Genomic DNA, 13867 nt, shown 5'->3' on the forward strand with positions numbered 1-13867 from the left:
ACTGATCAGTTGCGGCAACCCTGGCCGGAATCCTCATCCGGGTGCGCCGCCTGGATCGGCGAAATCACCTGAATGTCGCTCAATACCGGGAACGGATAGGCATCGTCGTGACTCACCTTTCCCCAAAAAGCGGACTGCAATCCCTGGTGGTCGCTGGGGCGCATGATAATCCAGCCTTCCGGGGCGTTATAGGCAAGTCCGCCGAGCGCATTGATGGCGAGGTCCTTATCCGGCTCGCCGGCGCGCCGGATCGCCTCAGCCATCACATGCACAGCCGCATAGGCTTCGCCGGCCGCCATGTCGGGATAGACGTCGTAGGTAGCCTTAAAAGCCTGGACGAAATCACGGTTCATTTGTGTGTCCGGGTAGTTATGCAGATAGCGCGAACTGGCCCAATGGCCGAACGGGGCATCGTCACCAAGCGCTTTCAGGACCACATGGTTGCCGCCGAAATCGGTGAAAATCGTAACCTGCTCATTGAGCCCGAAGGCCTTGGCCTGTTTCAGAAACTTGACGACATCGGCACCGAACAGGCCGATGTAGAGCGCGTCCGGGTCGGCGCGGGCGATGTTGCTGATGTAAGGCGAATAGTCTTCCTCACCAAGTTTCGGCCATGCCTGCTCGGCAACCTCTGCATCCGGCATCAGCCTTTTCAGATTGTCGGTGAACTGATTGACCACCGAGCGCCCGTAGGAAAAATCGGACGATATGGTCGCCCATTTCTTCAAACCTTCCCGTTGCGCGACAACGGCGCCGGAACGCGACGTTTGTTGCGCGCTTGATCCGACGCGCCATGTGTAGCGGCTGCAGTTGACCGTGTTGATTTCTTCTGTTGCCGCCCAAGGGATATGCGGCGTCTTGAGCCGTTGCGCCTCATTCAGAACGGCGATCGCCGCACCACCGTGCAACGGGCCGAATAGGGCGAATACATCGTCCTGCAGCACCAGCCGGCGCGCCACTCGCACAGCCGTGTCCGGATTGGTTTCATCATCGCGGATGACCGCTTCCAGCTTGTGCCCCAGAATGCCGCCCTGCTCATTGATCTGATCGACGGCGAGGTTTACGCCCTGCGAGGTGCGTTCACCGACGATTGCATAGAGCCCGGTCAGCGGGGCAAGGACGCCGAATTTGATCGTATCTTCAGCCAGCGCGGGCTGAGCTGTTACAATGGTCGCCACCAGACCGGCGGCGAGTGTGCTGTTGAATGATTTCATGCCATTTCCTCCCAGGCATTGTTGAACCACATGTGCCGCGCGCCTCTTTCTTGATTGAGAGGTCGGCGTCTTGTTTTTGCGCTCCTAAACCACGTCGACGGCGCTCAGGACGCACACGCTGATCGGCTCGTCCAGGTGCTTGAGTATCGTTGCCCGATATTGCTTGTAGTGATCGGATTCCCGATGCGCTTCCAATGCCGGGCCGTCAACGTATTTCTCAAATAGGTGGAACGCGACGTGACCCACATTTGTCTGTTCGTAGAGATCATAAACCAGGTTGCCCGGCTCGTCGCGTGTTGGCCGGACCATGCCCCTCAGTATCTGTTCGACGGTTTTTTCCGTACCTTTTTTGGGCCTGAACGAGGCAAAAACCATGACGGGTTCTGACACTTTGACTTCCTCCAATCAGTTTGGGTCTAGACAAGCATTGTTACATGTCTTAACTTGTATCTGTCAATATGTGACAAGTTTGCAAGAGGGAATCACGATGCCAGCCATTAATCCAACCCCGCATGCCATGAGTGTTGTCATGGTGCAGTTTTCACCGGATTCGGCCAATGACGCAGAAGGGGTGAAGCGCAACATTCAAACCATCTCCGACTACGTCGACCGAGCCTGTTCGGGATTCCCGGGTGTCGATCTGATCGTTTTTCCAGAATACTCGACACATGGTTTCGGTTTCGACCCTTACGGGACGCATCTGCAGCTGGCCACCACCATCCCGGGCCCTGAAACCGAGGCCTTCGGCAAGATCGCCCGCGAAAAGGGCGTCTGGCTTTGCGTTTCCATCGTTGAAAGGGCGGAGGACCCAAACAAGAAGGCGTACAACGCCATGGTCATCATCGATTCCGAAGGCCGAGTAGCGTTGAAATATCGCAAGATGATGCCCTGGTGCCCGAAAGAACCCTGGACACCTGGTGAAACGATGGAGGTTTGCGAAGGACCGAAAGGATCGGTGATCGCGATCACCCTGTGTTCGGATTTCGATTATCCGGAAGTCTCGAGGGAAGCAGCCTGGAAAGGCGCGAACGTCATCTTGCGGCCGTCAAAATATATGTATCCATGGGACCATATCTGGAACATCACCAACCAGGCGAGAGCATTTGAGAACCAGGCTTATGTCGTCGCGGTCAACCACACGGGACAGGACAATTCCTATTCCTATTTCGGTCGCTCCATGGCCGTCGATTTCGACGGCAACATCATATGTGAAATGGGCGACACTGAAGGCATGACAAAAGTCGATCTTTATCCAATGCTTGCCGAAGCGGCGCGCGATGACCGTGCGTCAAACAACTATCTCTACCAGCTCAAACATCGCGGATATACCGGTGTTCCGCCCCATGGCCTGACGGACAATCCGTTCACTGTCTACAGTGACTGGGATGCTATCCCCGAACGCTGGAACCGTGGCCCCAGCGAGGAGGAGGAAAAAGTTTCGGCCGTCGGCCGCGGCAGTCTCGCAAGAGCGGCCGCAAAACTGGATGCAGCAGAATAGGCAAATCGTCGTCGGCGGAGAGGGATCCGAACCTTCTTCGCCGTTGATGGCCGTTCAGAACGTTTGTATGTGTTGCGCAGACCAAGGAGAAGAATTCTACATGTCCAACGGGTCGGCCCGGTTTAGCCGCAATTCAAGCGTGCCCCTGCATGCACAACTGACGGAAATACTCATGTCCCGCATAGAGTCGGGCGAGCTGGGCGAGGGAAAGTTTCCGAGCGAGAATGCCCTGGTGCGGGAGTACGATGTCAGCCGCGTCACGGTTCGCCAGGCGCTGTCGAATCTCGAAGAGCGCGGTTTGGTATACCGGCGTCAAGGGCTGGGAACTTTCGTCAAGGGACCGCAGATAAGCCAACAGCTCAACCGGGGCGCCAGGACCATCGTCGAGGCGATGCGCGCACACGGGCTGGAACCGGAAGTGCAGGTCTTGGGGCTGGAGCAGGTCGATGCTCCGGCCTTCGTCGCCGATGCGCTCGGGACCGGTCCCCAGCCGGTCACGCTGTTGCGCCGCGTCTATCTCCACGAGGGGATGCCGATTGCCCTGGTCGAACTTTACCTTCCCCTGGCGATGACCGGTGTCGGTGAGGTACTGCCGCGGCGCGACCACCTGACCGAGACGACCTATTCGGTTTTCGAAAACGAAATGAACATCCGGATCAAGGAGGCCCGGCACGTCATCCACGCCGCGGTTCTCGACCAGCCGACGGCGGATATCCTGGAAATGGAAGACGGCTCGACCTGTCTGGTTCTCGACCGCACCACCTACTCCGACAGCGGCAACGTCCTTGAGCTGATCCGATATTACTACAGCACCGACCGCTTCCAGTTCGAAATCACCCTGCCGCGCGACGCCGAGGATCTGGCGATCCGGGTATCGCAGCGTTGGCGTTCCACACCGGGCACCGAGGCCTGACTTCGCGACAAAAGGAATTTGCCCATGGACCTCTTGATCAATGACAAGGTTGCCATTGTCACCGGCGCCAGCGCCGGCATCGGCCTGGCTGTCGCCCGTGAACTGGCCGCGGCGGGCGTCAAGCTTGTGCTGACAGCGCGCGGTGAGGAACGCCTTTCTCAGGCAGTTGGTTCGATCCAGCAGCAAGGCGGCCGTGTGATAGGCGTGCCGCTCGATGTGACACAGGCGGATGCCGGCGATCAATTGGTGCGTGCGGCTTCGGAGAAATTCGGCGGAGCCGATATTGTGGTCAACAATGCCGGCCGGGCACATCCGGGTGGCCTCTTGGACAATGGCGACGAGGAATGGCGCAAGATGGAGGATATCAAGCTCCATGCCATGATCCGCCTGAACCGTGCCGCCATTCCGGTCATGACGGAACGCGGCTGGGGGCGCATCGTCAACATGTCGTCAATCGGCGGCATATTTCCAAACCCGAAGCTTCTGATCTCGCATGTTCTCAGCGCCGCCATCAACAATCTGACACGCGGCCTGGCGCGGGAAGTTGCCAACCGCAATATCCTGGTCAATGCGGTCGCAATCGGAGCCGTGCGGACCGAGAACTGGGAGGACAACATGATACCGAAAGCGCGCCAGACACGGCCCGACCTTGCCGGTCTTTCCGATGAAGAACTGATCGCCCGGCTCGGCGCTGAGGACACACCTGTCGGGCGCTTTGGCAGGCCGGAGGAAATCGCGGCTATCGCCGCCTTTCTTGCCTCCGACCGCAATGGATTCGTCACCGGCTGCACGGTCGAGGCGTCGGGCGGCGCCGAACGCTTCTTCTGATAGCTGAGAATCGGTTCAGCAGCGGGGAACGCGGGCAGCCCCGCATTCAGCGCGCGGCGCGGGCGAGCGCCTGTTCGAGATCGTGGATCAGGTCGTCCGCATCCTCGATGCCGATGGAAAGCCGCAGCAGCCTTTCATGCACCGGAAAGCCCTCGCCCGAGACCGTCTTGCGGTGTTCGATCAGACTTTCGACACCGCCGAGCGACGTTGCCGGATAAAACACCTCGCAGAACCGGGCGACGTCGATCGCCGTCTGCTCGCTGCCCTTGACGATGAGCGACAGCATGGCGCCGATCTGGCCGCCCGTCTGGCGGCTGGCGACCTCGTGCCCGGGATGGGAGGGAAGGCCCGGATAAAGCACCGCGTCCAGATGTTCGTGGCCGTCGAAATGCCGGGCAATGGCAGCTGCGTTTTTTGATGCCCTTTCAACCCGCAGGAAGAGCGTGCGCATGCCGCGGATCAAAAGCCAGGCATCGAAGGACTGCAGCACCGTGCCCTGCAGCTTGCGGATCTCGGCGATCTGTTCGAAACCCGCATCGGCCTCGCGCACCGACAAGGCGCCGGCGGTGACGTCCGAATGGCCGTTCAGGAACTTGGTGGCCGAATGGAAGGAGATGTCGGCGCCGAAATCCAGCGCGCGAGTCATCGAGGGCGGGGTCGCCGTGCAGTCGGTGATCAGCCGCGCGCCGGCATCGCGGGCGATCTTTGCCGCGGCGGCGATGTCGGTGACCTCCCAGTTGGGATTGTTCGGCGTTTCCACCCAGACGAGCGCCGTCTCGCCCGGCCGCACGGCGGCGGCAAGCTCCTCGAGATTGCCGGCCGTATAGGGACTGAGCGTCAACCGGCCCTTTGCCTCGTAGCCGAGGAGCTGCTGGCGCACGCCGTGATACATGACCTCGGGCGCCACCACATGGGCGCCCGGAGCCAGGCTTTCGATGACCGCCGTGCAGGCCGACATGCCGGAGGAAAACAAGAGCGTGTCGCCGGCGCCCTCCAGCTCGGCGAGGATGCTTTCAGCCTGCTGCGTCGTCTGGCTGCCGTCGCGCCGGTACCAGTAGGGCTTGCGGGTCGAATAATTGTGGTCGCGCGCATAGGTCGCCGTCGGCTGGATGGCCGGGATCACGGCGCCGGTCTCCTCCTCCACATAGTGCAGCGCCTGCGCCGTGCGGGTCTGAACGGAGGGTTTGCGGTTGCGGCCGTCGGTCATGGTCTATCCCGTTTTGAATGAAGCGGCCCGGGCGCGCCGGACGGGCCGCACCATGGCACGCCCGCCGGCGCGATGAAAGAGGCGACGGGCCCGATCACCCGGGCGCAATTCACAACCCGGCCTTGCGTTCGACACGATCGCTGGTAAGCATCTTGGCGAAAAGACCGGGAGGCGCATCGCCATGAAACTGAGACGGGTCCGCACGGCCGACGGGCCGAGGATCGAGGCCGAGAACAACGGGCACTGGGTGCGCCTTGCCGACATCATGCGGCTCGCCACCATCGCCGAGGCCTCGGAGGTGACGGGCGATCCGGCGTCCGACATGATCGCCGCGCTGCAGCTCGGCGAAAAGGGCTGGGCGGCGCTCGCCGCCGAGATCGAGAGCCACGGCCGCCCGGCGCGCGAGGACGGCCACGTGACCCTGCCCTTCCAGCCGGCCTCGTTCCGCGATTTCATGCTCTACGAGGAACACGTCATCAACGCGACGCGCGGCTATGTGAAGCGCTTCATGCCCGGCGCCTACCGCACGGCGAGCCTTGTTGAAAAGATCACCGGCAAGCCGTTCAGGAAGTTCCGCCCCAAGCCGCTCTGGTACAAGCAGCCGATCTACTATTTCGGCAACCACATGAACTTCCTCACCGACGGCGACGAGATCGCCTGGCCCGCCTATACCAAGGCGCTGGACTACGAGCTGGAGATCGGCGCGGTGCTCGCCCAGCCGCTGAAGGACGCGAGCCCCAAGGAGGCGGAAGCGGCGATCGGCGGCTTCGTCGTCCTCAACGATGTCAGCGCCCGCGACGTGCAGGGGGCCGAGATGGGCTCCGGCTTCGGGCCGCAAAAGGCCAAGCATTTCATCAACGCCATCGCGACGACCGTCGTCACCGCCGACGAGGTGCTGCCGCATATCGATCAGCTCTCCGGCACGGTCGCGATCAACGAGAGGCCCGTCGCCAGCTGCAGCTCGGCCGGGGCGCGCTATTCGCTCAGTGAGTGCTTCGCCATCGCCGCGAAGGGCGAACAGCTCCACCCCGGCGAGTTTATCGGCTCGGGCACGCTGCCGGGCGGCAGCGGCATGGAAAACGGCCACTGGCTGCAGCCGGGCGATGCGCTGACGCTGACGATCGACCGCATCGGAACCCTCACCAACACCATCGCAGGAGCGCCCGCATGAAGGTTGTCGACCTTTCGAAGCCGATCAAGTTCAACCCGGCGGACCCGTCCTTCATGCGCGTGAAAATCAAGCACAAGCCGCATCGCGTCGGCCGGCTGCTGGTGCGCATCCTCGGCCTGCCGTTCAAGCTGATGCCGAAGGATTTCGTCGGCTGGGCGGACGATACGATCACCAGGATGGGCGTGCACAGCACCACGCATATCGACGCGCCCTGGCACTATGGCGCAACGAGCGCCGGCAAGCCCGCGCAGACCATCGAGGCGATCCCGCTGGATCAATGCATCGGCCCCGGCATCGTCCTCGACATGACCCACAAGAAGGACGGCGAGATGATCCTGCCCGCCGACCTTGACGCGGCGCTGGATAAGAACGGCGGCGAAATCGGCCCCGGCACGATCGTCCTCATCCGCACCGGCCGCGACGAATTCATCGGAACGAAAGAGTACTGGAAGCGCGGCACCGGCATGGGCGCCGAGGCGACCAACTGGCTCCTGGACAAGGGCGTGACGGTCTGCGGCATCGACCAGTGGGGCTGGGACCTTCCCTTCCATTACCAGATCGCCACCTCCAGGAAAGAGAACCGCGACGACCTCTTCTGGGAAGGGCATAGAGTGGGCCAGCAGCGCCCCTACTGGCACATGGAGCAGCTCGTGAACCTCGGCGCGCTGCCCGCGAACGGGTTTAAGGTTTGCGTTTTTCCGTTGAAATTGGTGGGGGCGAGCGCGGCGCCGGCGCGGGTGGTGGCGCTGGTGGAGTGAGGGGGGAGGTGAGCAAAGTTCAAGTAAGTTGCATTGCGGATATTCGTTACTAACTAGCGATAAGGGGGTGTTATGACGAGTAAGAATTTGGTATCACTTTCAACTATAAGTTTTGCTTGACGTCCTTTTGTATGACGCGGTTCATCCACGTGTTCGCGCTCAGGAGCCTCCATTGCACCCAGACAAAAGAATTTCGTGCATCGAGACGCGGACATGAAGTTCATTGATCTATTCGCGGGATTGGGTGGTTTTCATCAGGCGCTGTCTAGTAGAGGCGCTGAGTGCGTTTTTGCCTCCGAAGTCAATTCGACACTTGCTAATTTATACGAAGAGAATTTCGGTCTTCGTCCCGCTGGCGATATCCGCGACGTTGACCCTGCGGCTATTCCGAATCACGACATACTTTGCGCTGGCTTTCCGTGTCAGCCCTTCTCTAAGGCAGGTGATCAAAAGGGGCTTGAATGCCCGCAATGGGGCAACCTGTTCGACTATGTCGTTGCGATCCTTAGACTGAAGCAGCCGCGCTATTTCATCATAGAAAATGTCCCCAACTTGATCCGTCATAGCGGTGGCGAAACATGGTCTTTCATCTGCGAACAGCTCCGAGAGGCCGGATACGACATTAGCTTCGAACGCTTATCGCCGCATATGTTTGGTATCCCCCAGAAACGAGAACGGGCCTTTATCATTGGTGACCGCGAGGGGTTGAATGACTTCATTTGGCCGCTTCCGGACAGCGTGCCAAAAACCTCTATCCGATCCGTCCTCGACGATAGTCCACCGAACGCACACATTCTAAATGGCGATCATCTCCGCTATCTGGAGACTTGGCAGGAGTTTGTCGCAGCGTTTCCCGCCAACCAGCATCTGCCGTCATTTCCTATTTGGGCGATGGAGTTTGGCGCGGATTACCCACTAGACGGCAAAACACCCCATGCACGCGGTTACAGGGGGCTGGAAGAACATATGGGAGCCTTCGGCGTGCCGCTGGCGGGTTTGTCGCCGGATCAAGTCGAAGCCGCACTCCCTAACTATGCACGCACCAAGCTCAAAGAGTTTCCCGACTGGAAGATCGACTTCATCGAGAAAAACCGAGCCTTTTATGCGGAGCATCGCGGACTGATCGACCCATGGATCGGCAGGATCAAAGACTTTCCACCAAGTTTCCAGAAGCTTGAATGGAACTGCAAAGGTGCCGAGCGCAACGTTTGGAAACATATCATCCAGTTCCGGGCGAGCGGTATCCGGATTAAGAAGGAAGACACAGCCCCTTCTCTAATCGCCATGACCACAAGTCAGGTGCCGATCATCGCATGGAAAAAGCGTTATATGACGCCACGCGAATGCAGTCGTCTGCAAAGCATGGGCACACTCCAAAATCTCCCCAATACCAAGAACGGAGCGTATAAGGCCTTTGGAAATGCTGTGAATGTGGATGTCGTGCGCACGATCTACGATGCTCTGGTTGGAGCCAACGCTGTGGAGCACGCGGCAGGAGCAACCGTGGCTGCAGAATAATGGCACAACTCAACTCCGTGAACATTCGCCCTGGGGTCAATGTCCTCTCCGTTCTGCCTCATCTGAACTACAAAGCGTGGTATGCACTGGCTGAGTTCGTCGATAACGCTATCCAGAGCAGCCTTGACAGGCAGCGCGAACTCACAGCCGCTTCAGGAGGCCACTATCAACTTCATGTCGATATCCGTTTCTTGCAGCAGGAGAACTGCATAACGATCCGCGACAATGCGGCTGGCATCGCCGAGTCCGACTATCAGCGCGCGTTCCGCCCCGCTGAAATCCCGCCCGACGCTTCGGGCTTATCCGAGTTTGGCATGGGGATGAAAAGCGCCGCATGCTGGTTTGCGCCGAATTGGGCGGTGCGCACCACATCGCTCGGTGAGAACATTGAACGGACTGTGATTTTCAATATCGATGCTATCGTCGAAGACAGCATCGAGGAATTGCACGTCATCTCAACTCAGGTTTCCGCCTACAAGCACTACACAGAAATCCGCCTCGACAATATCCGGCGCTTTCCACGTGGCAAAACAGTTCAGAAGATCAGGGATCATCTATCTAGCATTTATCGGGCCTTTATCCGCGAAAACACCATGGTGTTAAGTGTTGATGGTGAGCCGCTACGTTATTTGGAACCGAATATTCTGAACGCGCCCAGCTATCGCGATCCCGATGGCCCGGCGATCAACTGGAAGAAAGACATTGAGATTGACTTGGGGGATGGCAAAGCTGCGAGCGGTTTTGTGGCGATCCGCGATCCGGCCAATACACGTCTTGCGGGCTTGGCACTGTTTCGGCGCAAGCGCCTCATCATGGGCAGCTTCGATGAGACCTACCGTCCAGAAGATATTTTCGGACGGACAAATAGCTTTGCTTCTCAGCGCCTTTTTGGCGAAATCCATCTGAAGGGATTTCACGTCAGCCACACCAAAGATGGTATCAAATGGGAGGAGGCCGAAGAAACCTTCCTAGAAAAACTCCGTGCAGAATTGTCAGGCGAGGACTTTCCGCTTCTTCAACAAGTACGGGAGTATCGCAGCAAAAGAGATGTTAAATCGACGCGTCCAAGTGCTGCCGCCGCCCTGCGGTCTATGGCTGAACAACTGAATGATCAAACCTTGTCCTCTCCGACGCAATGTACGGATAATCAACCGCCAGAGCCGCCAACACCAGATTTATCGCCTGCGGCGTCTCCGCAGCTACCCGATCTCCCCGAAAGCGAGCAAGAACATGCTCAGTTTCGAATGCGCTTTCGTGGCGAAGACTGGATCGTCGACATCGAGTTATCCTACACGGATAACGGAGCCGAATGGCTAGACATCAGCAATCGTCCTGCCTTCACTGATCCTGAGCCGCGCCAGATTACAATCCGCATTGCTATGCTCCATCCTTACATGGCGCAGTTTCCAACGCTGGACTCGGAAAGCTTTGCGGCAGTGCTGAACATCGCCGCTGCCGTGGCGCTCGCAGAAGTCGCAGCCAGTGAACTGGGTGATCATCACCCCTCCACAATCCGCCGTTTCACGAACGAAATTCTAAAAAATCAAATGTCAAAGCGAATTTCTGATGCCTAATGATCCGACCTCCATCACGGTCTCTGCGGAAAATTCCCGCGAAAGCGGCTCTTGGTCTCCGCTTCAGGGAACTGCGTTCACCGACCTCCTGAATGCGAACGAAGCTTTGTCCGATGAAGAAAAGGAGAGGCTCGTTCAGGAAACCATGTTGATCATGAGCGAATGCGTCGCCCCGAATCGGATGGACACAACTAATACAGGCCTCGTAATCGGCTATGTGCAAAGCGGTAAGACGCTGTCCTTTACAAGCTTGTCTGCGCTCGCACGTGACAATCAGTACCGCCTCGTCATCTTGCTGGCAGGAACAACTAATAACCTTGTCGAGCAGAGCTTTGATAGACTCAAGGGCGATCTCAGGGTTGCTAGCGCCCGAGAATGGAATCTGTTTACAACCCAGCGAAAGGGGTTCCTGCAAAGCGAAGTCGAGCGGGTCAACACTGAGCTTGCCCGCTGGAGACGCGGCAGCCCACGTGCACGCACAATCCTGATCGTCTCCATGAAGCAGCACCAGCATCTTGATCATTTGGCAAGGCTCCTCGCAGAATCCGACTTTTCCGACGTACCGACCTTGATCATCGACGATGAGGGTGATCAGGCAGGCATTAACACCAAGGCCAAGCAGAACGACGAAAGCACGACCTATACGCGGATCAATGCTCTCCGCTCGCTTTTCCCGCAGCATAGCTACATCCTCTACACGGCCACGCCGCAAGCGCCTCTCTTAATCAGCCGTATCGACGCGCTCTCGCCGGACTTCGGGCGCGTGCTCACACCGGGAACGCATTATGTCGGCGGGCAAGAATTCTTCGTGGAGGGGCCGGACAAATACGTCAAACTGATCCCAATCAGTGATGTGCCGGATAAGGAAGAACCACCGGTCGAACCGCCGGAAAGTTTGCGAGCTGCGCTACGGGATTTCTTCATCGGCGTTGCCATTGGTTTGCTGGAGGACGAGTTCCAGAAAGGGCGCAACCGCTCCATGATGATACATCCCGCTGTCGCAAAGGACGAACATCTCATGTTCAAGCGCTGGGCGGAACAGATCAAGAAACACTGGGCAAGCATCCTGCAAAACACCACCCATCCCAATCATGCGGAACTGCTCGATCAGTTCCGCGCTTCGGCGGACGGGCTGCTCGCAACCTACGAAACCGACCTCAGCTTTGATGATATCTCCCCCATTTTGTTTGAGGCCATGGAGGAAACGGCCGTAGAAGAGCTAAACACCCGCGAGAAAAACCGGATCACGCCTGTTGATTGGGCAGGCGAGTATAGCTGGATATTGGTAGGCGGCATTGGCCTTGATCGTGGATTCACGGTTGAAGGTCTCACGGTCAGCTACATGCCGCGGACCACAGGGGTCGGCAACGCAGATAACATTCAGCAAAGGGCACGATTCTTCGGATACAAGAAACGCTATCTCGGCCTCTGCCGTATTTATCTTACCAGCGCTAATATCGACGCTTTTACTGGCTATGTAACGCATGAGGAATCCATTCGCGGGTCGATCCGCCACCATCTGGATCAAGGTAAGACGCTCAAAGAATGGCGCAGATCATATCCGCTCGATCAGAGTTTAAAACCAACGCGATCATCAGTCATCCTGCTTGAGATGTACCAATCCAAGGGGATTGGCGGCTGGATCACTCCCGACCACCCCTTCGATGACAGTGAAACGGTCGCTGACAATCGCGCGACAGCGCAGCGCATCCTCCAGGATTTTGATCTAGCGCCCTACGGCGAAGAGGGGTGGAGCGAAGAACAAATCGTCCCAAAATTTAGCAACAGGCTGTCTCTGGCTGAAATCATACCGCTGATCGGACAATTCCGGTATCGCTGGCCGGACGACAATCTGCAACATGGCGCGCTGATGCTCAGTCTCGAGCGCATGATCGCCGATGATCCGTCCATGTTGTGCAGCTACTACGCTCTTTCTGGACCGTGGTCAGGCGTCAATTACAAACGATCCTTGACGGACAAGGTGCCGCCAAAAGTCCGGCAACTCTTTCAAGGCTCGAACGCCAAAACCAATTACCCCGGGGCGCGGGCACTGATCTCGGAAGAGACTGTTACTTTCCAACTCCATCGCTACGATATCCAGACGGCGGATAAGAAACGTACTATGAAGGACGTGCCGATCCTTGCCGTTCATATCCCCGATCCTTTGATGGAGCGTGTATGGATCGAACGGTAGCAGCGCATGTTGTTTGATCTCTACGCCAATCTCTCGGAAACTATACCCAGCGATGACTCGGCGCTCTTTGGTGCATCTTTACCGTTGCAGCCGTCCTATTGGCTAGCCATAGATAACAAGAGATATCCGGCGCTTTTGCTGCCTTCCCAAGACGACGATTTCCGCCCTGACATTGCACTCCGGTCCGTGGAAGCTTTGTTCTCACGGCAGTGCGCAATCGAAACAAACTCGGACTCGCGGCATAGTGGATGCTATTCGCTCATTCGATTGAAAGAGAATGATCCAGCGATCGTGCGATTGTTTCTCAAAATTCTTGAAGAACAATATTGCACATCTACCTCGCCAGAATCCAATGCTGAGATTGCAGCACGTATTCAGCGAGTTGCGGCGCTTTTCAGTCGTCTCGATGACAATACACGTGACCTGGTCGGTCTTTGGGGCGAACTTCATGTGATCGCTAGCAGTGCCGATATCACCGCTGCAGTTCGGTGTTGGAGCACGAGGAAGAGCGCCAAGTTTGATTTCATCTCTGGCAAATTTGTTCTCGATGTGAAGACCACAACAAAGCCTGTGCCGCAGCACCGTTTTTCCATCGAACAACTGCGGCCAACAGGGGCGTTCGATATCTACATCGCGTCCCTCTGCGTTATTGAAGTTCAGGGTGGGCAGACTGTTGGCAGTCTCATGGACAACATTGCAACTCGAATCACTGATCAAGAATTGCGCAGCGGCTTTCTCACTCAATGTCTCTCAAAGGGTGGACGCGATCTCTACCAAAGCGATCTAGCCCTTCAAACCTACCCCAATAACGCGCGGCCTACCGTGTTTCGGGCTGCAGACATTCCTGTCCCGACGGTATATTCTGGCGACCCGATAGAAAAAATTCGCTTTGACGTTGACCTGTCCGACCTGCCGTCTTTGTCAGATCAGGAACGTACAGCGCTCATAATTTTTTAAGGCAGAGGCAGGTCCGTAATTCATGGTGGACAAGG

12 protein-coding genes are annotated in these 13867 nt (G+C 57.7%); 9 read left to right on the plus strand and 3 right to left on the minus strand.

What is annotated here, in order from left to right; genetic code table 11:
* Window positions 1-5 precede the first annotated feature (5 nt).
* Together E4M07_RS16155 and E4M07_RS16160 are read right to left on the minus strand one after the other, a co-directional pair.
* Window positions 6-1214, minus strand: a complete 1209-nt coding sequence (locus tag E4M07_RS16155; RefSeq protein WP_136659409.1) for an ABC transporter substrate-binding protein — start codon at window positions 1212-1214, stop codon at window positions 6-8.
* An 84-nt stretch (window positions 1215-1298) separates the two neighbouring features.
* A complete protein-coding gene (locus tag E4M07_RS16160) occupies window positions 1299-1604 on the minus strand; it encodes a putative quinol monooxygenase (protein WP_206057289.1) in 306 nt (101 codons plus the stop codon).
* On the opposite strand from E4M07_RS16160, the gene E4M07_RS16165 reads away from it, so the two are divergent.
* From E4M07_RS16165 to E4M07_RS16175, 3 genes are all read left to right on the plus strand, one after another.
* Window positions 1588-2712, plus strand: coding sequence for a nitrilase-related carbon-nitrogen hydrolase (locus E4M07_RS16165; RefSeq protein ID WP_169054248.1), 1125 nt, complete (start codon window positions 1588-1590; stop codon window positions 2710-2712). The two genes, E4M07_RS16160 and E4M07_RS16165, sit on opposite strands and share 17 nt — an antisense overlap.
* 100 nt (window positions 2713-2812) lie before the next feature.
* Window positions 2813-3625, plus strand: coding sequence for a GntR family transcriptional regulator (locus tag E4M07_RS16170; RefSeq protein ID WP_281404987.1), 813 nt, complete (start codon window positions 2813-2815; stop codon window positions 3623-3625).
* Window positions 3626-3649: 24 nt separating this feature from the next.
* Window positions 3650-4453 carry an SDR family oxidoreductase gene (locus E4M07_RS16175; RefSeq protein WP_136659413.1) on the plus strand — a complete coding sequence of 268 codons (804 nt, stop codon included), beginning with the start codon at window positions 3650-3652 and terminating at the stop codon, window positions 4451-4453.
* A 46-nt stretch (window positions 4454-4499) separates the two neighbouring features.
* On the opposite strand, the gene E4M07_RS16180 is transcribed toward E4M07_RS16175, so the two are convergent.
* Window positions 4500-5660, minus strand: coding sequence for a PLP-dependent transferase (locus E4M07_RS16180; protein WP_136659414.1), 1161 nt, complete (start codon window positions 5658-5660; stop codon window positions 4500-4502).
* Window positions 5661-5841: 181 nt separating this feature from the next.
* Here E4M07_RS16180 and E4M07_RS16185 point away from each other — a divergent pair, with 181 nt between their 5' ends.
* The 6 genes from E4M07_RS16185 (at window position 5842) to E4M07_RS16210 (ending at window position 13832) form a co-directional block, all read left to right on the plus strand.
* Window positions 5842-6831: a fumarylacetoacetate hydrolase family protein gene (locus E4M07_RS16185; RefSeq protein WP_136659415.1), complete on the plus strand. Its 990-nt coding sequence runs from the start codon at window positions 5842-5844 to the stop codon at window positions 6829-6831.
* The gene (locus E4M07_RS16190) at window positions 6828-7589 is read left to right on the plus strand and encodes a cyclase family protein (RefSeq protein ID WP_136659416.1); all 762 of its coding nucleotides are present in this window, start codon (window positions 6828-6830) and stop codon (window positions 7587-7589) included. Before E4M07_RS16185 ends, E4M07_RS16190 begins: the two co-directional genes overlap by 4 nt.
* 213 nt (window positions 7590-7802) lie before the next feature.
* Window positions 7803-9107, plus strand: a complete 1305-nt coding sequence (gene dcm, locus E4M07_RS16195; RefSeq protein WP_136659417.1) for a DNA (cytosine-5-)-methyltransferase — start codon at window positions 7803-7805, stop codon at window positions 9105-9107.
* Window positions 9107-10681, plus strand: coding sequence for an ATP-binding protein (locus tag E4M07_RS16200; protein WP_136659418.1), 1575 nt, complete (start codon window positions 9107-9109; stop codon window positions 10679-10681). Before dcm ends, E4M07_RS16200 begins: the two co-directional genes overlap by 1 nt.
* Window positions 10674-12875, plus strand: coding sequence for a Z1 domain-containing protein (locus tag E4M07_RS16205; RefSeq protein WP_136659419.1), 2202 nt, complete (start codon window positions 10674-10676; stop codon window positions 12873-12875). The genes E4M07_RS16200 and E4M07_RS16205 overlap by 8 nt, the downstream gene beginning before the upstream one ends.
* 6 nt (window positions 12876-12881) lie before the next feature.
* Window positions 12882-13832, plus strand: a complete 951-nt coding sequence (locus tag E4M07_RS16210; protein WP_136659420.1) for a PD-(D/E)XK motif protein — start codon at window positions 12882-12884, stop codon at window positions 13830-13832.
* Window positions 13833-13867: the final 35 nt, after the last annotated feature.

This window comes from Nitratireductor sp. XY-223, assembly GCF_004959855.1.
Taxonomy (GTDB): Bacteria; Pseudomonadota; Alphaproteobacteria; order Rhizobiales; family Rhizobiaceae; genus Hoeflea_A.

Bases quoted from the DNA above. Each gene is read 5' to 3' on its own strand.
- E4M07_RS16155 (WP_136659409.1), bottom strand. From the start codon at position 1,214: ATGAAATCATTCAACAGCACACTCGCCGCCGGTCTGGTGGCGACCATT.
- E4M07_RS16165 (WP_169054248.1), top strand. From the start codon at position 1,588: ATGACGGGTTCTGACACTTTGACTTCCTCCAATCAGTTTGGGTCTAGA.
- E4M07_RS16170 (WP_281404987.1), top strand. From the start codon at position 2,813: ATGTCCAACGGGTCGGCCCGGTTTAGCCGCAATTCAAGCGTGCCCCTG.
- E4M07_RS16175 (WP_136659413.1), top strand. From the start codon at position 3,650: ATGGACCTCTTGATCAATGACAAGGTTGCCATTGTCACCGGCGCCAGC.
- E4M07_RS16180 (WP_136659414.1), bottom strand. From the start codon at position 5,660: ATGACCGACGGCCGCAACCGCAAACCCTCCGTTCAGACCCGCACGGCG.
- E4M07_RS16185 (WP_136659415.1), top strand. From the start codon at position 5,842: ATGAAACTGAGACGGGTCCGCACGGCCGACGGGCCGAGGATCGAGGCC.
- E4M07_RS16190 (WP_136659416.1), top strand. From the start codon at position 6,828: ATGAAGGTTGTCGACCTTTCGAAGCCGATCAAGTTCAACCCGGCGGAC.
- dcm (WP_136659417.1), top strand. From the start codon at position 7,803: ATGAAGTTCATTGATCTATTCGCGGGATTGGGTGGTTTTCATCAGGCG.
- E4M07_RS16200 (WP_136659418.1), top strand. From the start codon at position 9,107: ATGGCACAACTCAACTCCGTGAACATTCGCCCTGGGGTCAATGTCCTC.
- E4M07_RS16205 (WP_136659419.1), top strand. From the start codon at position 10,674: ATGCCTAATGATCCGACCTCCATCACGGTCTCTGCGGAAAATTCCCGC.
- E4M07_RS16210 (WP_136659420.1), top strand. From the start codon at position 12,882: ATGTTGTTTGATCTCTACGCCAATCTCTCGGAAACTATACCCAGCGAT.